The 23208-nt window shown below is 31.3% G+C and carries 20 protein-coding genes and 2 tRNA genes; 8 read left to right on the top strand and 14 right to left on the bottom strand.

Going from position 1 to position 23208, the window contains the following annotated elements:
* Positions 1-404 precede the first annotated feature (404 nt).
* From ACZ49Z_RS11760 to ACZ49Z_RS11775, 4 genes are all read left to right on the top strand, one after another.
* Positions 405-806: a (deoxy)nucleoside triphosphate pyrophosphohydrolase gene (locus tag ACZ49Z_RS11760; protein WP_464304511.1), complete on the top strand. Its 402-nt coding sequence runs from the start codon at positions 405-407 to the stop codon at positions 804-806.
* The gene (locus tag ACZ49Z_RS11765) at positions 787-3942 is read left to right on the top strand and encodes a DUF3427 domain-containing protein (RefSeq protein ID WP_464304512.1); all 3156 of its coding nucleotides are present in this window, start codon (positions 787-789) and stop codon (positions 3940-3942) included. Before ACZ49Z_RS11760 ends, ACZ49Z_RS11765 begins: the two co-directional genes overlap by 20 nt.
* Before the next feature lie 88 nt (positions 3943-4030).
* Entirely contained in the window at positions 4031-7309 is a 3279-nt protein-coding gene (locus tag ACZ49Z_RS11770) for a VIT domain-containing protein (protein WP_464304513.1), read from the top strand.
* Positions 7310-7445: 136 nt separating this feature from the next.
* Positions 7446-8342, top strand: a complete 897-nt coding sequence (locus ACZ49Z_RS11775; protein ID WP_464304514.1) for a glycerophosphodiester phosphodiesterase family protein — start codon at positions 7446-7448, stop codon at positions 8340-8342.
* Between the two features lie 37 nt (positions 8343-8379).
* Here ACZ49Z_RS11775 and ACZ49Z_RS11780 read toward each other — a convergent pair whose 3' ends face one another.
* Positions 8380-8802 carry a transposase gene (locus ACZ49Z_RS11780; protein WP_464304515.1) on the bottom strand — a complete coding sequence of 141 codons (423 nt, stop codon included), beginning with the start codon at positions 8800-8802 and terminating at the stop codon, positions 8380-8382.
* Positions 8803-9006: 204 nt separating this feature from the next.
* On the opposite strand from ACZ49Z_RS11780, the gene ACZ49Z_RS11785 reads away from it, so the two are divergent.
* The gene (locus tag ACZ49Z_RS11785) at positions 9007-10368 is read left to right on the top strand and encodes a transposase family protein (RefSeq protein WP_464304430.1); all 1362 of its coding nucleotides are present in this window, start codon (positions 9007-9009) and stop codon (positions 10366-10368) included.
* 338 nt (positions 10369-10706) lie between these two features.
* Here ACZ49Z_RS11785 and scpA read toward each other — a convergent pair whose 3' ends face one another.
* The 7 genes from scpA to udk form a co-directional block, all read right to left on the bottom strand.
* Positions 10707-12824, bottom strand: coding sequence for a methylmalonyl-CoA mutase (gene scpA, locus ACZ49Z_RS11790; RefSeq protein ID WP_464304516.1), 2118 nt, complete (start codon positions 12822-12824; stop codon positions 10707-10709).
* A gap of 9 nt (positions 12825-12833) precedes the next feature.
* Complete coding sequence (locus tag ACZ49Z_RS11795; protein WP_464304517.1) at positions 12834-13127, bottom strand: type II toxin-antitoxin system RelE/ParE family toxin; 294 nt, start codon at positions 13125-13127, stop codon at positions 12834-12836.
* A complete protein-coding gene (locus ACZ49Z_RS11800) occupies positions 13117-13350 on the bottom strand; it encodes a hypothetical protein (protein ID WP_464304518.1) in 234 nt (77 codons plus the stop codon). The genes ACZ49Z_RS11795 and ACZ49Z_RS11800 overlap by 11 nt, the downstream gene beginning before the upstream one ends.
* Positions 13351-13390: 40 nt before the next feature.
* The gene (locus ACZ49Z_RS11805; protein WP_464304519.1) at positions 13391-14017 is read right to left on the bottom strand and encodes a hypothetical protein; all 627 of its coding nucleotides are present in this window, start codon (positions 14015-14017) and stop codon (positions 13391-13393) included.
* Entirely contained in the window at positions 14018-15379 is a 1362-nt protein-coding gene (locus tag ACZ49Z_RS11810; protein ID WP_464304520.1) for a methylmalonyl-CoA mutase subunit beta, read from the bottom strand.
* Positions 15380-15515: 136 nt separating this feature from the next.
* The gene (locus tag ACZ49Z_RS11815; RefSeq protein WP_464304521.1) at positions 15516-15866 is read right to left on the bottom strand and encodes an FtsB family cell division protein; all 351 of its coding nucleotides are present in this window, start codon (positions 15864-15866) and stop codon (positions 15516-15518) included.
* A gap of 1 nt (position 15867) precedes the next feature.
* Positions 15868-16476, bottom strand: a complete 609-nt coding sequence (gene udk, locus ACZ49Z_RS11820) for a uridine kinase (protein WP_464304522.1) — start codon at positions 16474-16476, stop codon at positions 15868-15870.
* Positions 16477-16603: 127 nt separating this feature from the next.
* On the opposite strand from udk, the gene ACZ49Z_RS11825 reads away from it, so the two are divergent.
* Positions 16604-16678, top strand: a tRNA-Pro gene (locus tag ACZ49Z_RS11825).
* Positions 16679-17050: 372 nt separating this feature from the next.
* Here the strand turns inward: ACZ49Z_RS11825 and ACZ49Z_RS11830 are convergent.
* Positions 17051-17124: transfer RNA gene (locus ACZ49Z_RS11830), tRNA-Met, on the bottom strand.
* A gap of 147 nt (positions 17125-17271) precedes the next feature.
* On the opposite strand from ACZ49Z_RS11830, the gene ACZ49Z_RS11835 reads away from it, so the two are divergent.
* Together ACZ49Z_RS11835 and ACZ49Z_RS11840 are read left to right on the top strand one after the other, a co-directional pair.
* Entirely contained in the window at positions 17272-17664 is a 393-nt protein-coding gene (locus ACZ49Z_RS11835) for an START-like domain-containing protein (RefSeq protein ID WP_464304523.1), read from the top strand.
* A gap of 54 nt (positions 17665-17718) precedes the next feature.
* Positions 17719-18564: an aminotransferase class IV gene (locus tag ACZ49Z_RS11840; RefSeq protein ID WP_464304524.1), complete on the top strand. Its 846-nt coding sequence runs from the start codon at positions 17719-17721 to the stop codon at positions 18562-18564.
* Here the strand turns inward: ACZ49Z_RS11840 and ACZ49Z_RS11845 are convergent.
* From ACZ49Z_RS11845 to ACZ49Z_RS11865, 5 genes are all read right to left on the bottom strand, one after another.
* The gene (locus tag ACZ49Z_RS11845; RefSeq protein ID WP_464304525.1) at positions 18557-19117 is read right to left on the bottom strand and encodes a YqgE/AlgH family protein; all 561 of its coding nucleotides are present in this window, start codon (positions 19115-19117) and stop codon (positions 18557-18559) included. The two genes, ACZ49Z_RS11840 and ACZ49Z_RS11845, sit on opposite strands and share 8 nt — an antisense overlap.
* A 104-nt stretch (positions 19118-19221) precedes the next feature.
* Positions 19222-19497: an HU family DNA-binding protein gene (locus tag ACZ49Z_RS11850; protein ID WP_464304526.1), complete on the bottom strand. Its 276-nt coding sequence runs from the start codon at positions 19495-19497 to the stop codon at positions 19222-19224.
* A gap of 176 nt (positions 19498-19673) precedes the next feature.
* On the bottom strand, positions 19674-20621 hold the full coding sequence (fmt, locus tag ACZ49Z_RS11855) for a methionyl-tRNA formyltransferase (RefSeq protein WP_464304527.1): 948 nt from the start codon (positions 20619-20621) through the stop codon (positions 19674-19676).
* Positions 20621-22504, bottom strand: coding sequence for a RecQ family ATP-dependent DNA helicase (locus ACZ49Z_RS11860; RefSeq protein WP_464304528.1), 1884 nt, complete (start codon positions 22502-22504; stop codon positions 20621-20623). The genes fmt and ACZ49Z_RS11860 overlap by 1 nt, the downstream gene beginning before the upstream one ends.
* Positions 22505-22541: 37 nt before the next feature.
* Positions 22542-23081 carry an AAA family ATPase gene (locus ACZ49Z_RS11865; RefSeq protein ID WP_464304529.1) on the bottom strand — a complete coding sequence of 180 codons (540 nt, stop codon included), beginning with the start codon at positions 23079-23081 and terminating at the stop codon, positions 22542-22544.
* Positions 23082-23208: the final 127 nt, after the last annotated feature.

The raw sequence follows: 23208 nt of genomic DNA on the forward strand, positions 1-23208 counted from the left end.
GCTATTCTTTAAATAGTAAAATTGTGATATTTTTTTTTGGAGCGATACTGTAACCATATCCTTTATGCTTTTGTGACAAAACACTATTTTATTTTCATTTTGTCACAAAAAGTGTGACAAAATGAATTTTAAAATATAAATGCCACAGTTTTTGTGATAATTTTTATTTTAAAATAAAAATTATCACAAGGATTTAGTGATGTGTTTTTTGTTCAAAACAGGCAAGATGTTTTTGATAGCATAAAAATACCCCTACTCTAAAAAAAGTGTCTAACTTTTTAGAGACAGTGCAAAAGAATAATGTTTATATGTATATGCTCTTTTGTAATATTTGTTTTTTCATAGTAATCATTTTGTATTATGTTAAGTGTGAAATATTTTTATAAATTTAGAAAAAAATAAAAATGGTTAATGTTACCTGTGCAGTTATAATAATGAGTCGAAAAATTTTAGTTACCCAAAGAAGTGAAAAAATGAAATTGCCATTAAAGTGGGAGTTTCCTGGAGGCAAGTTAGAAGTAGGTGAAAGTGAAATTGATTGTATTAAAAGAGAAATAATTGAAGAAATTAATATTGAAATTGAAATTTTAGAAAAGTTATCAAATAGTGTACATGATTATGGAGATTTTAAAATTAATTTAATTCCGTTTATAGCAAACTATGTTTCTGGTGAGATTAAATTAGCTGAACATAAAGATTACAAGTTGCTGTATAAGTCCGAATTATTAGATTTAGAGTGGGCTGAAGCAGATTTACCTATTGTATATGAATTTTTAAAATCAGATTATGTATCAAGGAATATATGAACAATTAGTTACCAAACTAATAAACATAAAATTAGACGAGCTAGATAAAAATAGTTTTCAAATCAAAACTACATTAATTGATAAAGAAGAGGCGGCCGAATTACTATCTATGCATATAGGAAAGGTAATAAAATTTGCATTAGAAAGTTTGCCAAAAAATAAAGAAATAGATTTAGTTGAACATCAAATTAATATCTCAAATAAAATAATTCATCTATTGAAAGAAGAATTAAGAAATGAAGATTTTGAAAATGATTTGATTGAAATTGAAGGTAAAATTTTAAAAGCCGTTTTTACAAAAGTAGATGCTCATTTTTCTAATTTAGATTTACATTTAAAAGAAATTACTCCTTATACAAGGTTGATTCATAGTGAATTATTTACTGGTGGTAACACCGGAATTTCTTTAGACAGTGAGTTAAAAAAGGAAATATTGTCTTCTAATAGAATTGATTTATTAGTTTCTTTTATAAAGTGGAAAGGGATAAGAATTTTACAAAAAGAATTAGAAGAGTTTACTAATAGAGGAGGAAAATTAAGAGTTATTACAACTACGTATGTTGGCGCAACAGACGCAAAAGCTATAGATTATCTAGCTTCTTTAAAAAATACAGAAATTAAAATCTCATATAATTTAGATAATGAAAGGCTTCATGCAAAAGCATATTTGTTTTTGAGGGATACTGGATTTCATACAGGATATATAGGTTCTTCTAATTTTTCTAGATCTGCTTTAACCGATGGTTTAGAGTGGAATTTAAAAATTACAAGTAAAGAAGTAAGTCATATTATTGATAGATTTAGAAAAACATTTGATTCATATTGGGAGAACCAAGAATTTAAATTGTATGATAAAAATGAACATCAAGAAGAATTAGTTAAGGCATTAAAAAAAGGGAAGTTTACAAAAGAATATTCTTCTAATAATTTTCTCTTCGATATAAAACCGTATCATTATCAAGAAGAAGTATTAGAAAAACTTGAGGTTGAAAGAACGATTCATAACAGATATAAGAATTTAGTTGTTGCAGCAACAGGAACAGGTAAAACAGTTATTTCTGCTTTTGATTATAAAAGATTTAAAGTTAAAAATCAATCTTCAAAATTACTTTTCGTTGCTCATAGAAGAGAAATTTTAAAACAATCAATTGATACATTTCAAGGTATATTAAAAGATAATAATTTTGGAGAGTTATGGTTTGATGGCATAGAACCCAATAGTAATGAACACTTATTTGCTTCTGTTCTAACACTAAATAATAGATTAAAAAGTATTAATTTATCACCAGATTATTTTGATTTTATTATTGTTGATGAAGTTCATCATATTGAAGCTAAGACTTATAGGCCTATTTTAGAATATTTTAAACCCAAAATATTACTTGGTTTAACAGCTACACCAGAAAGAATGGACGGGGCAGATATTTTAAAAGATTTTAATAATCGTATAGCAGCTGAAATAAGATTGCCCGAAGCATTAAATAAGAAATTATTATGTCCTTTTCAATATTTTGGTGTTACGGATAGTATAGATTTAACCAATGTTAAATGGGAAAAAGGAAAGTATGTTTCTTCTGAATTAACAAGTTTGTATACCGCGAATGATAGGCGTGTAAATGAAATTATTACAAATCTCAAAAAATATGTAAACGATATTAATGAAGTTACAGCAATTGGATTTTGTGTTACTATTGAACATGCAGAATTCATGGCTGAAAAATTTAATTTATTTGGCTTAAAAGCAGAATTTTTAACTAGTAAGAATTCTGATAATAGAGATAGAATAAGAGAACAATTAAAGAATAAAAAAATTAACTATTTATTTGTAGTAGATATTTTTAATGAAGGTGTAGATATAAAGGAAATTGATACGGTTTTGTTTTTGAGACCTACGGAAAGTTTAACGGTTTTTCTTCAACAATTAGGGCGTGGTCTAAGATTATCAGAAGGTAAAGATTGTTTAACAGTATTAGATTTTGTTGGAAATGCTCGTGCAGAATATGATTTTGAGAATAAGTTTAGAGCATTAATAGGCAAAACAACGACATCTGTTTCAAAAGAAATTGAGGATGATTTTCCACATTTACCGTTAGGTTGTTCAATAGTTTTAGAGAAAAAAGCCAAAGAAATAATTCTTTCAAATATTAAAAATGCAACAACACTTAATGTTAATCAATTAATAAAAAAGATTACTGATTATAAACATCAAACATCTTTACCCTTATCATTAAAAAACTTTATGAATTTATATAATATTCCCTTAGAAGTTATTTATAAAAAAGATAGTTGGTCTAGATTATGTCAAAGAGCTGGTGTTATTGATGATTTTGACTTTGTAAATGAGAAACAAATTTATTCTGCAATAAGTAAAAAATGGCTTGCAACTAATTCTTTGACTTATTTTGAATTCATTTTAAGTCTTGCAAAAAAAGATTTCCATATTAAGGTAACTGATTTTTCAGAAAATGAAAAAATAATGTTGTTGATGATACATTATGATATTTGGCAAAAAGCACTAGGGTTTGAATCCTTAGAAGAGAGTATTAATCAAATAGGTAAAAATCAAATACTTGTTGAGGAGATTATTGAAGTTTTAGAAATTTTAATTGATAAAGTAGATTTTAAAGAAATTGATATTGAACTTCCTTATAAACAACCTTTAAAACTTCATGCGAGATATACTAGAGATCAAATATTAGTTGCTTTTCAAATGTCAACCTTTCAAAAAAAATCATCAAATGCTATTGGTGTTGGAGTTGCAGAAAACAAAAAGCTTAACACAGAAGTATTATTTATTAATTTAATAAAATCTGAAGAAGATTTTTCTCCAACAACTATGTATGATGATTATGCAATAAGTGAAAAGCTATTTCATTGGCAAAGTCAAAATTCCGCAAGACCTGACAGAGGGAAAGGATTATCCTATATTAATCATCGGAAAGAAGATAAAATAATATTGCTTTTTGTTAGGGAAAAAGCAAAAGATGAAAATGGGAATACAATGGGTTATGTTTTTATTGGGGAAGCAAAATTTATTGAATCAGAAGGCGCAAAACCAATGAGTATAAAATGGGAACTTAATGAACCATTACCACATTATTTATGGAAAGAATCTGCAAAAATGTTGATAGGATAAATTTTAAACAAAAAACAAACTCCGTTCCAACCTTTTCATTAAAAAGATACTCTATATCTTTATAACCGCTGTTTAAAAAGATAATACAATGAAAAAAGTGATCCTGTTTCTCCTGTTTCTAAGCCAATTTGTTGTGGGGCAAAATCCGCAACTTACTGTGAAAGACAAAGATTCTTCCTTGGTGAGATTGAATAAATTAAAAGTAAGTGTGAAAGTAGTGGGTAATATTGCTTATACCACAACCGAGATGCATTTCTTTAATGCAGCGACTCGCGATATGGAAGCCGAATTGCTGTTTCCGTTGCCAGAAGGTGTTTCGGTATCTCGTTATGCAATTGATATTAACGGAAAAATGAGAGAAGCCGTTCCAGTGAATAAAAACAAAGGGAAACAAGTTTTTGAAGCCATTGAACATAGAAGAGTAGATCCAGGGCTTTTAGAAAAAGTAGCAGGGAATAATTTTAAAACGCGTATTTATCCTATTTTACCCAATAAAGAACGTATTGTAATTATTGGATACGAACAAGAATTGACTAGTTATGATACTTCGTTTTTAGGCTATCAAATGGTGAGTGCTTACACGAAGAAAATAGACCATTTCGAATTGGAAGTTGCTGTCGTTGGGTCAAATGAAAAACCAATTATTACCCATGATGGTAAAGAAATTACAATTGAGAAATTCAATACCATTTATCAAGCAAAAATTCAACAAAAGAATTATTTACCCAATGATAAATTGTTGGTGAAAATTCCCATTAGTTCGGCTATTCCAACAGTAATTGCAGAAGCCAATGACAATCAGTATTATTTCTATGCTAATATGCATTTGGACACCGAAAAGAAAGCCAAAGCGCTACCAAAATCAATCGGTTTGCTTTGGGATGTGTCGTTGAGTAGTACTAAGCGCGATATAAAAAAGGAATTGGAATTATTGGATGTCTATTTTAAAAAATTAGGCAACGTTGCCGTGAGTTTGTATTTCGTGGGTTTTACTTTCGATAAAAAAGCCGATTTTATGATTACCAATGGAGACTGGTCGGCATTACGAAGTGTTTTAGAAAAAGTGGTGTATGATGGTGGGACTCGTTTTTCGGAAATTAGTTTACCTAAAAATGATGAAATATTGTTTTTTACCGATGGTTTGTCCACCTTGAGTGACGCTACTTTACCTGAAACCAAACAGGAAGTGTACACGATTACTTCTTCCGTTACAGCTGATTATGCTTTTCTGAATTACAATGCGATGAAAACGGGTGGAGCATTTATAAACTTGAATCAAATAAAAAAAGAAGAGGCTTTAGACCGATTGTTATATAAGAATTTGTTGTTTTTTGGTGTGAAAAACAATCCTACATTAGTGGAAACCTATCCAATGAAGGGTACATTTGTAACCGATAATTTCAGTGTTTCGGGTATTTCGTTATTGCCTTCTAATGAAATTACATTTTTATTTGGTTATGATGCCAACAACCTCACCGAAAAGAAAATCCAGTTAGACGTAAAGAACCAAGCGATTGCAGAAATTAGTGTGGAGAAACTTTGGGCACAGAAAAAGATAGCCAATTTGGAGATTCAATATGAAAAAAATGCAGAAGCAATTGAAACCATGGGTAAGAAATATGGCATCATTACTCCCAATACGTCTTTAATTGTATTGGAAGATATTAACGATTATATCTTATATGATATTATGCCTCCGGCAGAATTAAGAGAAGAGTTCGAAAAAATAAAAAAGAACCAATTAGCTGAAAGAGAAGCCATACAAAAGAGCAATTGGAACAACATTAACAGTTATTTTAATGACTTGTCTTCATGGTGGAAAAAAGACATTAAGTATGTGAAGTCAAAATATGTAAAGTCAAGAAAACCTTCACGAAATAATACTACAGTAAGAACCAATTTGGAACCCAATCCTATTGGAGAAGCGAGAAGTATTTTTGGAGTCGTTAACGATGCTTCAGGACCTTTACCAAGCGCATCCGTTGTAGTGAAAGGAGTAATGGGGAGTGGTCAAATAACAAATTTTGATGGTGGTTTTATTATTAATGCTAGAACAGGAGATGTTTTGGTTATTAGTTATTTAGGTTATTATTCCGAAGAATTCAGAATTGGCTCTCAATCTAATTATAGTATTACTCTTGAAGAGGATGGTTCAGAAATTCAAGAAGTTGTTATTGCTGGGTATGCAGTTGAAGATAGAAGCGACAGAAGACAAAGAAGAAGAGATGAAATAAGAGCTAGTTCAAGTCCAATTGTAGTTGAAGATGTGATGGAAGTAAACGAGAATGATGAAAATGTAGATATAGCGTATGAATATTATAATGGAGAAGAAAATAAAGCTAAATTAAGTGTGAATGAAAATAGGACAGAAGTTTTATCTGGTGAAGTAGCAGAGTTAGAGAATGTTGAAATTCAGGTCGTTGATGGGGTTTTTAGCAATTCACCAAGCCAACGAACAGTAAAAACAAGCAGTTGGAATCCCGATCGAATGTATTTAAAAGCCTTAGATAAAGTCGCTAAAGAAGAAAAGTATTCATTGTATTTGCAATTGCGAGAAGTCAATAAAAACAATCCAAGTTTTTATTTTGATGTAGCCAATCATTTCTACGAAGCAGGAGACAGAGCCAATGCATTGCTAGTACTGAGTACTATTGCCGAATTGGATTTAGAAAATCATCAATTATACAAATCCTTATTGTATTTATTGCGTCAGTGGGAAGCGAACGAAATGGCATTACATGTTGCGAAAAAAATTGTGATGTGGAGAGTTCACGAACCCCAATCGCATAGAGATTTAGCTCTGACTTTAGAAGACAACAAACTGTATCAAGACGCTTTTGATGCTTTAGTAACCGCTTTAGAAATGAATTATTATGATGAAATGAGAGGTGTGTATGAAGGGATTGAAGATATTATCCTAATGGACATTAACCGACTGATTGCTACGCATAAAAAAATAAATACAGGAAAGTTAGAAAAAAAATACACAGACCACATTCCAGTCGATGTGCGCATCATTTTGAATTGGAATCAGATGGATACAGATATTGATTTACATGTTATTGAGCCCACAGGAGAAGAATGTTATTATTCACATAAAAATACGGCTATGGGAGGACGTTTTTCTAAGGATTTTACCAATGGTTATGGACCAGAACAATATTTATTACGTAATGCAATAAAAGGGAAATATATCATAAAAACCGATTTCTATGGAGAAACAAAACTAACCGAAAGCGGACCTGCAACCGTTATGGTGGAGATTTATATTAAAAGAAAAAACGGAAAAACAGAACGTACCTTGCAAACGATTCAATTAGGAAAAGTAAAAGAAAATCAGAATTTAACAGAAATTGAAATAGAGTAATATTTTTTTAGGACGTCTGTTCGGGTTTTTTAATGGAGAGAAGTTGAAAAGATATTTATCTATTAATTAACACTTGCTCAATTGCGAGAATCCTTAGAATAATTACTTTTGTGCTTCAAATTTTAAAAATACTATTTTGAAAAAAATATTCGGTTTTTGGGTAACACTTTCTCTTGTGTTTTCTGTAACGGCACAAGAAAAGTTACATACATTGCATTTTGAAAAAAATGCCGATTTTAAATCCTTTTTTAGAGCATCAACTAATTTTTATCCAGTGGTAAGTGCGCATAGAGGAGGACCAACAGTCGGTTTTCCTGAGAACTGTACGGCTACTTTTGAGAATACCATCAAATACAATCCAGCAGTGATTGAAACTGATATTGCTTTGACCAAAGATTCGGTTTTAGTAATGATGCATGATAATACTTTGGACAGAACTACTACAGGTACAGGAAATATTAATGAATATACCTATAATGAGTTGCAACAATTTTACTTAAAAGATGATGAGGGAAATGTAACACCATATAAAATAGAAACCCTAGATGAGGTATTGCAATGGGGGAAAGGAAAAGTAGTGTTTACTTTAGATGTGAAACGCGGTGTGCCTTTCAAAATGATTGTAGATGCCGTAAGACGTAATAAAGCAGAAAACTATTCCATTATTATTACCTATAATGCAAACCAAGCAGCTGAGGTAGCTACTTTAGCACCCGATATGCTACTTTCAGTTTCAGCAAGAGGAAAAGAAGATGTGGAACGTATGGAAAATTTAGGAGTAAAAGTTGAAAATATGGTTGCTTTTGTTGGAACTTCTTTTCCAAAACCAGAAGTCATGGACTACATGAAATCGAAAGGAATTACTTGTATTTCGGGAACAATGGGTAACTTAGATAAAAGTGCTATTACCAATGGAGATAAAGTATATCTAGACCTTGTAAAAGCAGGGGTTATGATTATTTCAACGGATAGACCTGTTGAAGTAGCGAAACAAATGGAGGTTTATATTAAAGAGAATAAGTTGAAGAGATAATAATATACCTGACAGGTTCCGAAACCTGTCAGGTATGTTATAAAAAAGTTTCATTTTCAAAGGCATGAGATTCGGATGTATTTCTTTGATGTATAAATTTAAAATTAGTTACATCATTGAAAATAGAAATAACTTCATTACGTTTTAATTTTGTAGGTTTTTCAGATAAGCAAGAGGTATATGAACTCCAAGGATATTCTATTGGATCATTGCAGACAGAATGATGAACAGGGTTATTGTGTATGTATACAATTACATTTTGAAAATAAGTATCAAAGCCTATCTGTTTTCTTTGAAATGGTCTTTCAAACAAAGCACCATGTCGATTGTATCTTTTGTTAAATGCTTTAGTATAGGCATTGAATAAATTAGAGAAAGATTGTGAAGGCAAAATAATTTTCTCTGAATTGATTTCAGCGATTTCTTTAATTCGTACTAAGAAATGGAAGTGATTTTTCATTAAACACCAAGCAAAAGTTTCTGCAATTGGTTCTATATGAGTTTCAAAAAGTTTAAGAAAATGTTCGTAGTTGTCTTTTTCTTTAAAGGCACATTCACAATTAAATAAATACTTGCTTATCAGTTATTTAATTTGTATTTTAGAAGAAATAAACCCCGAGAATGCTCAAAAAGAGTCAAAAACGGGGTTTTCTTTTAAATATGTATGTCAAAAATAATACGAATAAGTGAATTTCAGCACAAATTGCCTTTAAATATTATCAATGAAGATTTTAATGTTTTTTATGAGCAATTTCTAAAGTCTGATTTAGGTAAAATTCATCTAGCTACACCTTTTTCAGAACTTTCTCAAAGTTTTAAATTGAAAGCGTGCAAAAAAGGTCCAGATTGCATTTTTAGTACTAAAGGTAAGATTGCCTTGATGATGCTAAAAAACTATTATGGTTGTTCTGATGCTAAACTAATCGAGTTGTTAAACGGAAATGTTTACATGCAATACTTTTGTGATATTGTATTACCTCTAGATTCCCCGCTTACAAATTTTAAAATAGTTAGCCAAATAAGAATGGAATTAGCCAAAAAATTAGATGTTCGAAAAGTTCAAGAAACATTAGCTAAAAGCTGGCTACCTTATATGAATGATTTAGACAAAGTCTTGATAGATGCCACTTGTTATGAGAGTGAGTTGCGTTTTCCTACCAATGAGAAACTACTTTGGGAATGTATTGTGTGGAATTACAATCAAATGAAATCATTATGTGGAATTTTAAAAATAAAACTTCCAAGAACCAAATATATTGATTGGTGTAAACGCTACAATGAGTATTCTAGAAAAAGAAAAAAAACAGCAAAGCAACGAACAAAAATGACTCGTGGTCTTCTGAAATTATTATATAAACTTAATGGAGAATTGAGTAAAATTGAAAATCAATATTCCTTTGAGCCAACCACAAAATACAGCAAACAACGCAGAATAATCCGTCTTATTTACCAACAACAATCAAAAATTTTTGCAACAGGAAAAAGCGTTCCCGATAGAATTGTTAGCATAAATAAAAGTTATATTCGCCCAATTGTGCGTGGTAAAGAAGTAAAACAAGTAGAATTTGGAGCAAAAGTAAATAAAATTCAAATTGATGGAATCAATTTTATAGAACATATAGAATACCGTGCCTTTAACGAAGGAACTCGATTTCAAAACAGTATATTTTGCGCACAAAATCTAACTAAAACTAAAGTAAGAATTACTGGAGCTGATGCTATTTATGCCACAAATAAAAACAGAACTTTTTCGTCCACAAATAACATACAAACAGACTTTGTTAGAAAAGGAAAAGCTGGAAAACACGAAGAGCATAGAAAGAAGCTAGCCTCAGAAATTAAAAAAGAAAGAGCTACTCGATTAGAAGGTAGTTTTGGCAAAGAAAAAGAGCACTATAATTTACGAAAGATAAAAGCTAGAACCAAGAAAAGTGAAATGCTTTGGATTTTTTTCGGAATACATACAGCTAATGCTAAAGAAATAGGAAGAAGAATTTACAAAAATCAAACACAACTAGCAGCGTAAAGTATTCAAAAAAATACTTTATAGGAAAAGTGCGTCTTGTTGAGAAATATCAAATTTAAAAATCATAAAAACATATAATTTTTACTACAAAATAAAAAACCTCAATTATATTAATATGAATTGAGGTTTTTATTTAAAGTATTTTTCAAAAAATCTTGTTACTTCTGAATTTGCCTTTAAAGAGCGTACAACTGTTTATTCCACGATTGTAAATATGGTAATAATTACCACGTTCTAAGGCTTGTATCATTTTAATTTTGGCTTATATATAACAACAAATATAAGAAAAAAATGATATTAAACCTGACAGGTTTCAAAACCTGTCAGGTTTAATTGTTTTAATCCTCCAACAACACCTCTAAAATGGTAATCGCTGCATCGCTAATTTTAGTTCCAGGACCAAAAACAGCAACCGCACCAGCATCGAAAAGGAATTGGTAATCCTGAGCAGGAATAACACCACCTACAATAACCATAATATCTTCACGTCCGTATTTTTTTAACTCGGCAATTACTTGTGGTACTAAGGTTTTGTGCCCAGCAGCTAATGATGACACACCTAAAATGTGAACGTCGTTTTCAACGGCCTGTTTGGCCGCTTCTTGTGGTGTTTGAAATAACGGACCAATATCCACATCAAATCCTACATCTGCATAGCCTGTTGCGACTACTTTGGCACCACGATCATGACCGTCTTGTCCCATTTTGGCAATCATAATACGAGGACGACGTCCGTCTTTCTTGGCGAAAGCATCGGCTAATTGTTTTGCTTTTTCAAAACTCTCGTCATTTTTTATTTCTTTACTATACACTCCGCTAAAACTTCTAATTTGTGCTTTATATCTTCCGAAAACTGTTTCTAATGCATCGCTAATTTCACCAAGAGTAGCTCTTTCTCTTGCTGCATCAACAGCTAAAGATAATAAATTTCCATCTCCTTTTTTAGCACATTCGGTTAATTTAGCTAAAGCAGCTTTCACTTTTTCTGTATTTCTTTCGGCTTTTATTTTTGCAAGTAATTCTAATTGTTGCTTGCGTACCATTTGATTGTCAACGTCTAAAATGTGAAGAGGATCTTCTTTTTCTAAGCGGTATTTGTTGACTCCTACAATAATGTCTTGTCCGCTATCGATACGTGCTTGTTTTCTTGCAGCTGCTTCTTCGATACGTAATTTTGGAATGCCAGCTTCAATCGCTTTGGTCATTCCTCCTAAAGCTTCTACTTCTTCAATTAGAGCCCACGCTTTTTCGGCAATTTCTGCCGTTAAGCTTTCTACATAATAACTTCCCGCCCAAGGATCTACCGTTTTGCAAATCTTGGTTTCTTCTTGCAGAAAAATTTGTGTGTTTCTAGCAATTCGAGCTGAGAAATCAGTAGGTAGAGCAATGGCTTCATCTAAAGCATTAGTATGTAATGATTGTGTGCCTCCAAAAGCTGCTGCTGCTGCTTCAATAGCAGTTCTGGCTACATTGTTAAAAGGATCTTGCTCAGTTAAACTCCATCCTGAAGTTTGACAATGTGTGCGTAGTGCTAGTGATTTATCATCTTTTGGGTTGAATTGTTTTAGGAGTTTTGCCCATAACATTCTTCCTGCACGCATTTTCGCAATTTCCATAAAATGGTTCATTCCGATCGCCCAGAAAAACGAAAGACGTGGTGCGAAAGTATCGATATCCATACCTGCAGCTAGCCCTGTTCGAATGTATTCTAATCCGTCTGCAAGGGTATAGGCTAATTCGATATCTGCTGTTGCTCCAGCTTCTTGCATGTGGTAGCCAGAAATAGAAATAGAATTGAATTTAGGCATGTTTTTACTAGTATATTCGAAAATATCAGCAATGATTTTCATGGAAGGAGTAGGAGGGTAGATATAAGTGTTTCTTACCATAAACTCTTTCAAAATATCATTTTGAATGGTTCCTGAAAGTAAGCTAGGGCTCACACCTTGTTCTTCAGCGGCTACAATATAAAATGCCATAATAGGTAATACAGCACCATTCATAGTCATAGAAACAGACATTTCTCCTAAGGGAATTTGGTCGAATAATATTTTCATATCTTCCACCGAATCAATCGCTACTCCTGCTTTTCCAACATCACCTACTACGCGATCATGATCGGAATCGTAGCCTCTATGGGTTGCTAAATCAAAAGCTACGGATAGTCCTTTTTGACCAGCAGCTAAATTTCTTCTGTAGAATGCGTTACTTTCTTCTGCGGTTGAAAATCCGGCATATTGGCGAATGGTCCAAGGACGACGCACATACATGGTTGCATAGGGGCCACGTAGATTGGGTGCAAAACCAGCTGCGAAATTTAAATGTTCGATATTTTCAAGATCTTCTTCAGTATATGTTTTTTTTACAGCAATGTTTTCTGCAGTTAGGAAAGTTTCTGTTTCAGAAACTGCTAACGTTGAGTTATTTAATTGTATGTGTTGTATATTTTTTCTCATAACAATATGTTATTTCGGATATTTTTTGGGATTTCTTGATGTGTGAAAACAAGAAAGGATTTTTATTTGTTGTTTTTCTTCCTCAATTATGAAAAATAAAATAAAAGGAAAACTAGTAATAGTAATTGCTCTGAAGTTTTTATATCTTTTTTGATAATAAGGGTTTGCGCTAATATTTTGATAAGCAAAATCCAATTGGATATAAAATTTTGAAGCAAGATTTATACTTATTTCTGCATAATATTCTATTGCATTTTCAATTTCAAATTGTGCTCTTTTGGAAACAATTAAATCAAAAGCCATATTTTTTTTTAATTTTTGCTAAAGATTCATTAGAAGAAATATAGTCGGACTCTGGTTCGTTTAATCTGTTTTCTAAAATATTTTTTTGTTCATCAGAAAGGAAAAACTCATCCTTATTTTGGGCTAATATAATTACTTCTACTTCTTCAGCATTAAAATCATCTGGCAAAACAATGTTTACTTGATGGTTTTTTACCTTAACAAATTGTCTTATTGCTTCCATGTTTTTCTTTTTGCGAAAGTTACAAAATTTATACTATAATTTAAATCCTTATTTTTTCTATATAGGGATCACAATCTATTTGAACTGGTGTTTCTAAATTGAATAAAACGCTTTTCTTATTGTAACTGATAAAATAGACGTGTTTATAAATTTTCATCTCTATTTTTGGAGATTTCGCTTCATAAATAGCTTTGAAAATTTTTAGATTTTTGTTTCCTTTAAATTGAGATTCTAATAATTCATATTGTGTATAGGGTTGACTATTACTTTTGATGGTCTTGTCTATAACAGCTAATAGGTACTTAGCATCTCTACTGCTGAATTCGATATATTTTTCGGGCATTATGGTTGCGATACTAGCTGATTCAAAATGTTCGAAAAAGTATATTTTTCTTCCTGTATTTTTAACAAAATCGATTCTTTGTTTTTCTGTGTTTAATAGAAAGGTGTCTTTTGATTTTTCAATGTATTCTAGGTAGTTTTTCGTTGAAAGATAGTTGAATTCTTTGGGTAGAAAAACTTTAATTTTTTCCGACTTTAAGGTATGGTATTTACCAATGAGTTCTTTTTTTTCTGTTACTAAATTTTCTGCTGTTTTTTCAATGACTTGCTGGCAAGCAGAAAAAAGAAACAGGATTAGTAGAAGCGAAAAGTATTTTTTTATCATTTATTCTTGTGCTAATCGTTCTTGTTCTATTTTTTCGGCTAAACGTCTTTCTATAATAGGTGTGATTAACGTTTTTCTTGGGTTTGTTTTCACAAAGGGATACAATTCTAATTCGTTCTTCATTTTGTCATTTTTATTAGGATATTTGTTTGTGCCTAATAAAATTTCTTTTCCAGAATCGAATAGTTCTTGTTCTTTTTCGGCACTCTCTTTAATTTTTCGTTGAATGGTGCCTTCAATTAATTGTGTGATAAACCCTCCATTAACCTCAATGTCTTTGAAAAGAGCTAATGCTTTTTCGGCTAATTGTTCTGTTAATGATTCTATATAGTAGGCTCCATCTGCTGGGTTATTTACTTTGTCAAAATAGCTTTCATTTTTTAGAACTAATAGTTGGTTTCTTGAGATTCGATCTCCAAATTCATTGTCTTTATGATAGAGTGCATCATAGGCTAAATTGGTTATTGTGTTTGCTCCTCCTAAAATGGCACTCATGCATTCGGTTGTGGTGCGAAGCATGTTCACGTTATAGTCATACAATGTTTTGTTGCGTTTTGTGGGTGTCGCTATAATATGGCAATCGAATGTGTGATTGTATTCTTTGGCTAACGTGTTGAAAAGTAATCGTAATGCTCTCAATTTTGCAATTTCAAAGAAATAGTTGGTTCCAACAGCTACTTCTATTGTTATTGGGTGGTTTATTGATTCAAACCTATTGAAGTATTCATTAACATGTGCAAGTGTGTAGGCTAATTGTTGTATGCAATTGGCTCCAGCATTTTGATAGGTATTGGTTTTTATGTTTAAAAAAGGAATTTTACTTTCTGAAATTAGTTGGTCTAGTTTCTGAAAGTCTTTTTCTTGGTTTTCGAACCAATTACCGTCTTTTGCTAATTGCCCTATAGGGTCCAGTAAAAGAATGATTTTAGCGCTTTTGGAAGTAGCAAATTGATTTACTTTTTTGAAAAAATCGAGTGATAGGAAATCGATGTTAAAATAGTAGGTTATTTTTTCAAGGGGTAAATTTCTCATTAGCTCCTCGATACTGGTTTCTTCTGATTGAATAGTAAATCGGATGCATTCTGCTCCTCTGTTGATAGAGTCTAATGCTTTTGTGTTTGATTTAGCAATATCGTGTGTGAATATATTTTGTGCAATTTTAAATTGACTTACTGCTGTTTTTACGGTTGTGTTTTTTTTAAACTCATCTTTGTGATAAAATGGTTTTACTTTTATTCCTTCAAGGCTTTCCCAAATTAAAGTGTCGTTATAGTCTGCACCTTTAAGTTCTACTTGTATTTTTTGTTTCCATTCTTTTGAGGAAACGTTTTCGAATTCTTGAAATAAGTTTGTATTTGCCATTATCGGTTTTTATTAATGGTTTAAAAAGTTCCTAATTGTTTGTTTTTTAGCCCTGATGGAAGCTAGCTACCTTGTAGCGCGAACAGCAGGAAAATGGTTTAAAAAAACTGCCAAACGATTGGCTTCTTATTGATTTTTAGAAATCGGTTTGCTCTTCTTTTTGTTCGTTTGCCTCTTTTTCAAATTCTATAATGTAAACGTCTTCATTTTCTCTTTTCATATAGTATTTTTCCCGAGCATACTTTTCTATTTGATTACTGTTTTTGAGTTTTTTAATCTTGATGCTGTCGTTTCTTTTTTCTCTTTTATAGTAATCTCTATTGTTTTCTAGTTCTTTTATTTGATGGTTTAAAACACGTTGTTCAAGATAAGAATAATTATCTAGGAATAGCATCCAGATGATGAAGAAAATAAGCACTAATAGGTATTTGTTTCCTATGGTTTTTAGGAACTTGAAACGGGATATTATGGCTTTTATTTTTTTCAAACTATCGAATACGTTGTTTAATTACCGCTCTCACTACATCTATGGCTACAGTGTTGTAACGGTCGTTTGGAATAATGATGTCGGCATAGGTTTTTGTAGGTTCAATGAATTGTTGGTGCATTGGTTTTAGGGTGTTTTGGTACCTGTGCAATACTTCTTCCATATCGCGACCACGTTCTGCAATGTCTCTTTTTAATCGTCTGATTAGTCTTTCATCAGAATCGGCGTGAACGAATACTTTAATGTCGAACATTTCTCGGAGTTCTGGATTAGTGAGGATTAAAATTCCTTCAACAATCATTACTTTTCTTGGGTGTGTTACAATAGTGTCGTCTGTTCTGTCGTGTGTTACAAAAGAATATACTGGTTGTTCTATTGTTTTTCCTTCTTTTAAATCTTTTAAATGTGTAACTAAAAGGTCAAAATCGATAGCTCTTGGATGATCGAAATTTATTTTTGTGCGCTCTTCATAGCTAAGATGATGCGTTTCCTTATAATAGGAGTCTTGCGATATTATTCCAACCTCTGTAGCAGGTAATTCATTCATGATTTGGTGTACTACGGTTGTTTTGCCACTTCCAGTTCCTCCAGCAATTCCAATAACTAACATTTTAATCTAATTTTATTTGGCAAATTTAAGTATTTGATTTTAATTTTGGGTTTTTAATTTTAATGCTATTTTTTTGTTTTTTTATTTGCAGGTATCAATTTTAGTATTATATTTGCAACCTCATTTACGGGGTGTAGCGTAGCCCGGTTATCGCGCCTGCTTTGGGAGCAGGAGGTCGCAGGTTCGAATCCTGCCACCCCGACAAAAATCTTCTTGGAAACAAGGAGATTTTTTTTGTTTTGGGGTAATGGTTGATACAATTGTTGGTTTTTCGGCTCAAGCTAAAAAAAATGTGGAGAAATTAAGAAGTATAAAATTCTTTCTTTTAGGCTTACAAATTTATAGGTGTAATTTATCAAATCCACAGGTTTTGGACTAGATCTCATACCATCTTTTAGAATGATCGTTGTTTGCAGTGTGTATTTTTGGTGTCGAAAATAATTTCAAAAGTAATAAATCGTATGTGTTTGCGTATGCGTTTGTTAAGATTTCCTTTAAACTGGACATAAAAAAAGCGGTTTTAAATTGCTCTAAAACCGCTTAATGCCTTGTAAATGTTGACTTTTAAGTCTTGTAGCGAAGACGGGAGTTGAACCCGTGACCTCAGGGTTATGAATCCTGCGCTCTAACCGACTGAGCTACCTCGCCATTATTTCATCAAGTATCTCTCTCAATGCGGGTGCAAAGATAATACTAAAATTGATACTTGCAAATAATTTCTTTAAAAAAAATGATTTTTTTTCTTTTTGGATATTAAAATTATTCTCTATATATTTCCAAAATAAATTTTTTAAAATGGAAATAAAAGTAAAATACGAATTAGAATTCCCTTTTCATGCCTCGCCATCACTATTGTATCAATATATTTCTACTCCTTCTGGCTTGTCTGAGTGGTTTGCGGATAATGTAAATTCTAGAGGAGAAATTTTTACATTTATATGGGATGATTCTGAAGAAAAGGCTAAGTTAATAGCAAAAAGAACTGGGGAGAGAGTTAAATTTCGTTGGTTAGATGAAGACGGTAATGATACAGATTATTTTTTTGAGATTAAAATTATGGAAGACGATATAACAAAAGATGTGTCTGTTGTTGTTGTTGATTTTGCAGAAGAAGATGAAGTTGATGAAGCTAGATTATTGTGGGAAAATCAAATTTCAGATTTAAAACATGTCTTAGGCTCTGTCTAGAATTAATTATAAAGAGTATATTTGTCCCGATTTTTAATCGGGATTTTTTTTGCTATGATAAATTTTAATGGAAATATACAAGAAAATAGTACAGTAACTATTGAAAATAATAGAGGTTTCTTATATGGAGATGCTGTTTTTGAAACTTTAAGAGTGTTAAATAATAAAGTTTTGTTTCTTGAAGATCATTATTTCAGGTTTATGGCTTCCATGCGTATTTTTAGAATGGAAATACCTATGAATTTTACAATGGAATATTTTGAAGCACAAATTTTGTTATTAGTTCAGTCTGACAATAATAAATCAAATGCTTATAGAATTCGTTTTTCTGTATATAGAAAAGAAGGTGGTTTTTATTTGCCAAAAACAAATGATGTTGATTTTGTGGTTTCTTTTCTTGCATTAGAAAACGATTTATACCAAATAGATGCTGATGTAAGTTATGAAGTGGAGCTTTTTAAAGATGCCTACGTTACCAAACAATTATTTTCTTCTTTAAAATCGAATAATAAGATGGTGCAAATTACAGGTAGTATTTTTGCTTCTGAGAATGGATATGACAATTGCTTACTTTTAAATGATGAAAAAAATGTGATTGAAGCTTTGCAGGGTAATTTATTTATGAGAATGGGCAATACATTAATCACGCCTCCAATTAGTGACGGTTGTTTGAATGGTATTATGCGTAAGCAGATTCTGTTGATTGCAAAAAAAATAGAAGGGTTAGAAGTGATTGAAAAATCTATTTCTCCTTTTGATTTGCAAAAAGCAGATGAACTTTTTATTACAAATGTAATAAAAGGAATTCAGCCTATAACTAAATATAGGAAAAAGGAATTTGTTATAGAGATAGCTAATGAGTTGTTGTTGCGACTAAACGCTCAAGTGCGACTTAATTAAGCATTGGATCCGATGGAGAGTTTGAAAAAAGAACATACTCTCCTCCTTGTTCAATTATTTGTTCTTTCCAAAAATGCTGAGATGATTTTGAGAGTATTTTATTTTTTAATTTATTTTCGGCAACAATCCATGAGTTTTCTTTTAATTCGCTGTCAAGCTGTGCTGTTTCCCAGCCGCTATAACCAAGGAAAAATCTAATATTATTTTTAGATATTTTGCCATTGTTTATGAGGTTTTTTGTGGTTTCAAAATCGCCTCCCCAATAGATGCCATTGGCAATTTCTATGCTGTTAGGGATTATATCTGGTACGTTATGGATGAAGTAAAGGTTGTCTTGTTCGACAGGACCACCATTATATACTTTGAATTCGGCATTTATTTCTGGAACTAAATCGCAAATGGAATAGTTTAAAGGTTTATTTAGTATAAAACCTACCGAACCGTCTTCATTGTGTTCTGCTAGCAGAACAACAGAACGATTGAAAGAATTGTCGCCAACTGTAGAAGGTTCTGCTATCAGCAAATGTCCTTTTTTGGGTAAAACTGATATCATAAGCAAATTAATTTATCTTAAAATTATCAAAAAAACTTTATAAAATCAAATTTCAATAAAAAAATCCCGCTTAAAGCGGGATTTTTTATTATGTAAAAAATATATTATTTATTTACTGCCGCCTCTAACTCTGCACCAGCTTTGAATTTTACCACATTTTTAGCAGCAATTTTAATAGTAGCACCAGTTTGTGGGTTTCTTCCGTCTCTAGCCTCTCTTTTAGATACAGACCAAGAACCAAAACCTACTAATGAAACTCTCCCTCCTTTATTTAAGGTGCCTTCAACGTTGCTTAAAAATGACTCTAAAGCCAATTTAGCAGCTGCTTTTGTAATTCCAGCAGAAGCTGCCATTGCATCGATTAATTCTGATTTGTTCATAATAAAATGTTTATTAATTTGGTTAAACTTAATTATTTTTCACAAATTTAGTTGTATAACTGAATTGTACAAGTGTTTACTGGTATTTTAACTGCAATTGTTAATAAAATAATCATTTTGTTAATAACCTTGTTTTGATTTTTGGTTTTTTTCTTAATATCACTGTTTATAAGGCTTTATAACGCAATTGAATTTTGACTTAATTGTATTCCGTTCAAAAGTTCGGGAGTAGTCATTTTTCTTTTTCCAGGAAATTGTAAACTATTAATGTGTAAAAAACCGTCAGTGGTTGCAATTTTCATTTCTTTTTTTGTTGTAATTATTTTTCCAACTGAATGATTGTGTTTTTCTGTCTTAAAATTTACATCATATAATTTTACATTCCATTCATTTTCATTATCTTTTATAAATGTCCAAGCAGCAGGATAGGGGTTTAGACCTCTAATGTGGTTGTAAATTTCATTTCCAGTTTTTGACCAGTCTATTTTACAGTTTTCTTTGTTTAGTTTGTAGGCTGTTTTAATAGCGTCACTTTCAACTTGAATTGTTGTGTTGACTTCTTGTTTTGAAATTAGCTCTAATGTTTCTGTTACTGCATCGCAGCCTAAAAGCATTAATTTATCGTGTAGTTCTCCAACAGTTTCATTTGGTTCAATGGTTGTTTCTTTATGAAGTATCATTGCTCCTGTATCTATTTTGTCATCAATAAAAAAGGTAGTTACTCCAGTTTTTGTTTCTCCATTGATGATTGCCCAGTTAATTGGAGCTGCACCTCTATATTGTGGTAATAGTGAAGCGTGGAGATTGAATGTGCCTAGTTTAGGCATTCTCCAAACTACTTCGGGTAACATTCTAAAGGCAACAATTACTTGGAGATTGGCTTCTAAGCTTTTTAATTCTGTTAGAAAGTCTTCAGCCTTTAAATTGGTGGGTTGTAATAATCGTAAGTTTTTTTCTAATGCATATTGTTTTACAGCACTCATGCTTACTTTTTGTCCTCTTCCAGCTGGTTTGTCAGGAGCTGTAATAACGCCAACAATTTCGTAATTATTCTTATATATGGTATCGAGAATTCCAACTGCAAAATCGGGAGTTCCCATGAATACGATTTTTAATTTTTCCATTATTTTAAGTAATATTGATTGTGTGAATTAATTGCTATTTTGTCATTTTCAAGTAAAATTTGAATAGCAAAGATAGTATCTTCTGAAGGTATAGCTAATTGGTTTTCTATTTCTATTGAAGTGTAGTTTGATTTTTTTAGCAGTTGCAAAACTTTTTCTACTAGTTCTTGGTTGTTTTTTTTGTTTAGTGAAATACAAAATGAGCATATTCCGCATTGTTGAACATTTTTCTCTCCAAAATATTCTAAAAGTAATTTGCTTTTACAAACTTCAGCAGATGCAAAATTAATAACTTGTCTAAGTTGCTCTGTTTTTAACTCGTTTTGTTTTGTTAAAAACTTTGCAATTCGATTAATTGTCAACGCATCTTCTCTGGCTTCATTAAAGGTGATGCTACTGTCGTTGTTTAGAATGTTTAGATTTATGTAGTTATTTTTGTGTAGATGTGTAATTATTTTTAACACATTTTCTTCATTAGTTTTTGCTTTTTTAGCAACAAGCGAAATGTTTATTTGGGTTTCTAGTTCAAAAATGCCAGAATAAGTTCGAAGAATAGTTGTTATAACCTCTTCATGGTGAGGGTTTAAACTTATATATCGAATGATTTCCTTACTTGGTGTGGTAAATTGCAAATTTACCCTCTCTGAGAATTCATTTTGTAATGAAATTATACCTTGTCTGTCAAGGAATTGTAAAGCATTATATGTTTTTATAACAGGAAATCTATATTGTGTGCAAAAATGATTTATATTGAAAGAAAATTGTTCTCCAAAACCTTCTCCATAGGCAATTTGAAAATAATTATTTATTTTAATATAAATTTCTTTTAAAAAGTCTTTGTCTGGAAGTACAGATAGAAATTGTTGTTTGGCTGTCTTTATATCGCCAGGGCTAAGTAATAAAATGCCAAATGCTTTTTGATTGTTTCTTCCTGCTCTCCCAGCTTCTTGATAATAATTTTCTAAATTTTCAGGTAATTGAATATGAATGACTGTTTTTACATCTGGTTTATCGATACCCATCCCAAAAGCATTAGTTGCAACTATAACTTGTACTTTGTTTTCCATCCAGAGTGACATGTTTGTTTCTTTTTCTTTGCTACTAAGACCACCATGAAAATAGGTGCTTGAAATGCCTAAACTGTTAAGTTTGTTTGCATTTTCGATACAAGCTTTTCTGTTCCTAACATATATAATACTAGGTTGAGGGTTTTTTGTGAGTATTTGATTGATTTTGTAGAATTTATCTTCGGTTTTAATAACGTGAAAGGCTAAATTATCTCGTCCGAATGATTTTCTGAAGATTTTAGGGTTTTTTAATCCTAAATTTTCAATAATATCTTTCTCAACACGGTTGGTGGCCGAAGCTGTTAATGCTAAAAAAGGAATTTCAGGGAAAAAGGTTTTTAGTTGATTGATTTTTAAATAAGCTGGTCTGAAATCATGCCCCCATTGACTGATACAATGAGCTTCATCTATTGCAATAAGGTTTACTGGAAGTTGTTTTAGTCTTTCGACAATCCAATCTTGTTGAAGTCGTTCAGGAGAAAGGTATAGGAATTTATAATTCCCGAATTCACAATTATCAAGTAATTCTATAATTTCATTTTGAGAAATACCGCCTAATAAAGCTATTGCTTTAATGTTCCTTTTTTGTAAGTTTTGAACTTGGTCTTTAATTAAAGCAATTAAAGGAGATACAACAACACAAATTCCATCAAGTACCATTGCTGGCACTTGATAACATACAGATTTTCCACCACTTGTGGGTAGCAAGGCAAAAGTATCATTACCATCTAAAACAGCATTTATAATCTCTTCTTGTGGTTTTCTAAATGATTCGTGTTTCCAATATTTTTGAAGAATTTGTAGTGATGCTGTCATTTGCGATAATTTGCTTAAAATTTTTATAACTAAAAAATTATTTTAAAAGATGTTGCAAAACAAATTCCACCCTATTATCTACCGTGTCTTTTGGAATTTCTATTAATTCGTATCCAAAATTAGTATAGGTTTCTTTTAAATGATCCTGAATTAAAATGGCTTGTTCATAGGTTTCATATCTTTCCTTATCGCTCACATAGATGTCTTTCCAGGGTGGAAGAATGAAAATTTTTGAATATTTGAACTCTAAGCAGGCTTTACTAAAACTTTCTGGATAGCTATCGCCTATGTAGTGCATGTAGGCTAAAACGTCAGGAATTCCTCTATCTAAAAAAACAATAGATTCTTTTTGTTCAGTAGCTTGTTTGTATTGTTTAATTCTTCCTTCAAGTAATAACTCGCTAAAAAGTAATGGTTTCTCTAAGAATAACTGTTCAATTCCTTGTTTTTGTGCTTCTTTTATAACTTCTCTTGAAATTTCAGGATAACAAATATGTCCTTTTTCTATTAAAGCATTTATCAATGTTGTTTTCCCTGAGCTAGGTCCTCCTATTAAAACTATTATTTCTTTATTCATTCTATTAGTAAAATATGAATTGCAAAAGTAGTTTTTTTTAAAAATGTATTCAACTTTAAAATTTTATGCTTTTTAAAATATTAATTCTTAACTTAAAAAAGTATATTTGCTAATCAAATAATAGAAT

Source organism: Flavobacterium sp. KY-23415 (assembly GCF_055384985.1).

Bases quoted from the DNA above. Each gene is read 5' to 3' on its own strand.
- ACZ49Z_RS11760 (WP_464304511.1), top strand. From the start codon at position 405: ATGGTTAATGTTACCTGTGCAGTTATAATAATGAGTCGAAAAATTTTA.
- ACZ49Z_RS11765 (WP_464304512.1), top strand. From the start codon at position 787: ATGTATCAAGGAATATATGAACAATTAGTTACCAAACTAATAAACATA.
- ACZ49Z_RS11770 (WP_464304513.1), top strand. From the start codon at position 4,031: ATGAAAAAAGTGATCCTGTTTCTCCTGTTTCTAAGCCAATTTGTTGTG.
- ACZ49Z_RS11780 (WP_464304515.1), bottom strand. From the start codon at position 8,802: ATGAAAAATCACTTCCATTTCTTAGTACGAATTAAAGAAATCGCTGAA.
- ACZ49Z_RS11785 (WP_464304430.1), top strand. From the start codon at position 9,007: ATGTCAAAAATAATACGAATAAGTGAATTTCAGCACAAATTGCCTTTA.
- scpA (WP_464304516.1), bottom strand. From the start codon at position 12,824: ATGAGAAAAAATATACAACACATACAATTAAATAACTCAACGTTAGCA.
- ACZ49Z_RS11795 (WP_464304517.1), bottom strand. From the start codon at position 13,127: ATGGCTTTTGATTTAATTGTTTCCAAAAGAGCACAATTTGAAATTGAA.
- ACZ49Z_RS11800 (WP_464304518.1), bottom strand. From the start codon at position 13,350: ATGGAAGCAATAAGACAATTTGTTAAGGTAAAAAACCATCAAGTAAAC.
- ACZ49Z_RS11805 (WP_464304519.1), bottom strand. From the start codon at position 14,017: ATGATAAAAAAATACTTTTCGCTTCTACTAATCCTGTTTCTTTTTTCT.
- ACZ49Z_RS11810 (WP_464304520.1), bottom strand. From the start codon at position 15,379: ATGGCAAATACAAACTTATTTCAAGAATTCGAAAACGTTTCCTCAAAA.
- udk (WP_464304522.1), bottom strand. From the start codon at position 16,476: ATGTTAGTTATTGGAATTGCTGGAGGAACTGGAAGTGGCAAAACAACC.
- ACZ49Z_RS11835 (WP_464304523.1), top strand. From the start codon at position 17,272: ATGGAAATAAAAGTAAAATACGAATTAGAATTCCCTTTTCATGCCTCG.
- ACZ49Z_RS11840 (WP_464304524.1), top strand. From the start codon at position 17,719: ATGATAAATTTTAATGGAAATATACAAGAAAATAGTACAGTAACTATT.
- ACZ49Z_RS11845 (WP_464304525.1), bottom strand. From the start codon at position 19,117: ATGATATCAGTTTTACCCAAAAAAGGACATTTGCTGATAGCAGAACCT.
- ACZ49Z_RS11850 (WP_464304526.1), bottom strand. From the start codon at position 19,497: ATGAACAAATCAGAATTAATCGATGCAATGGCAGCTTCTGCTGGAATT.
- fmt (WP_464304527.1), bottom strand. From the start codon at position 20,621: ATGGAAAAATTAAAAATCGTATTCATGGGAACTCCCGATTTTGCAGTT.
- ACZ49Z_RS11860 (WP_464304528.1), bottom strand. From the start codon at position 22,504: ATGACAGCATCACTACAAATTCTTCAAAAATATTGGAAACACGAATCA.
- ACZ49Z_RS11865 (WP_464304529.1), bottom strand. From the start codon at position 23,081: ATGAATAAAGAAATAATAGTTTTAATAGGAGGACCTAGCTCAGGGAAA.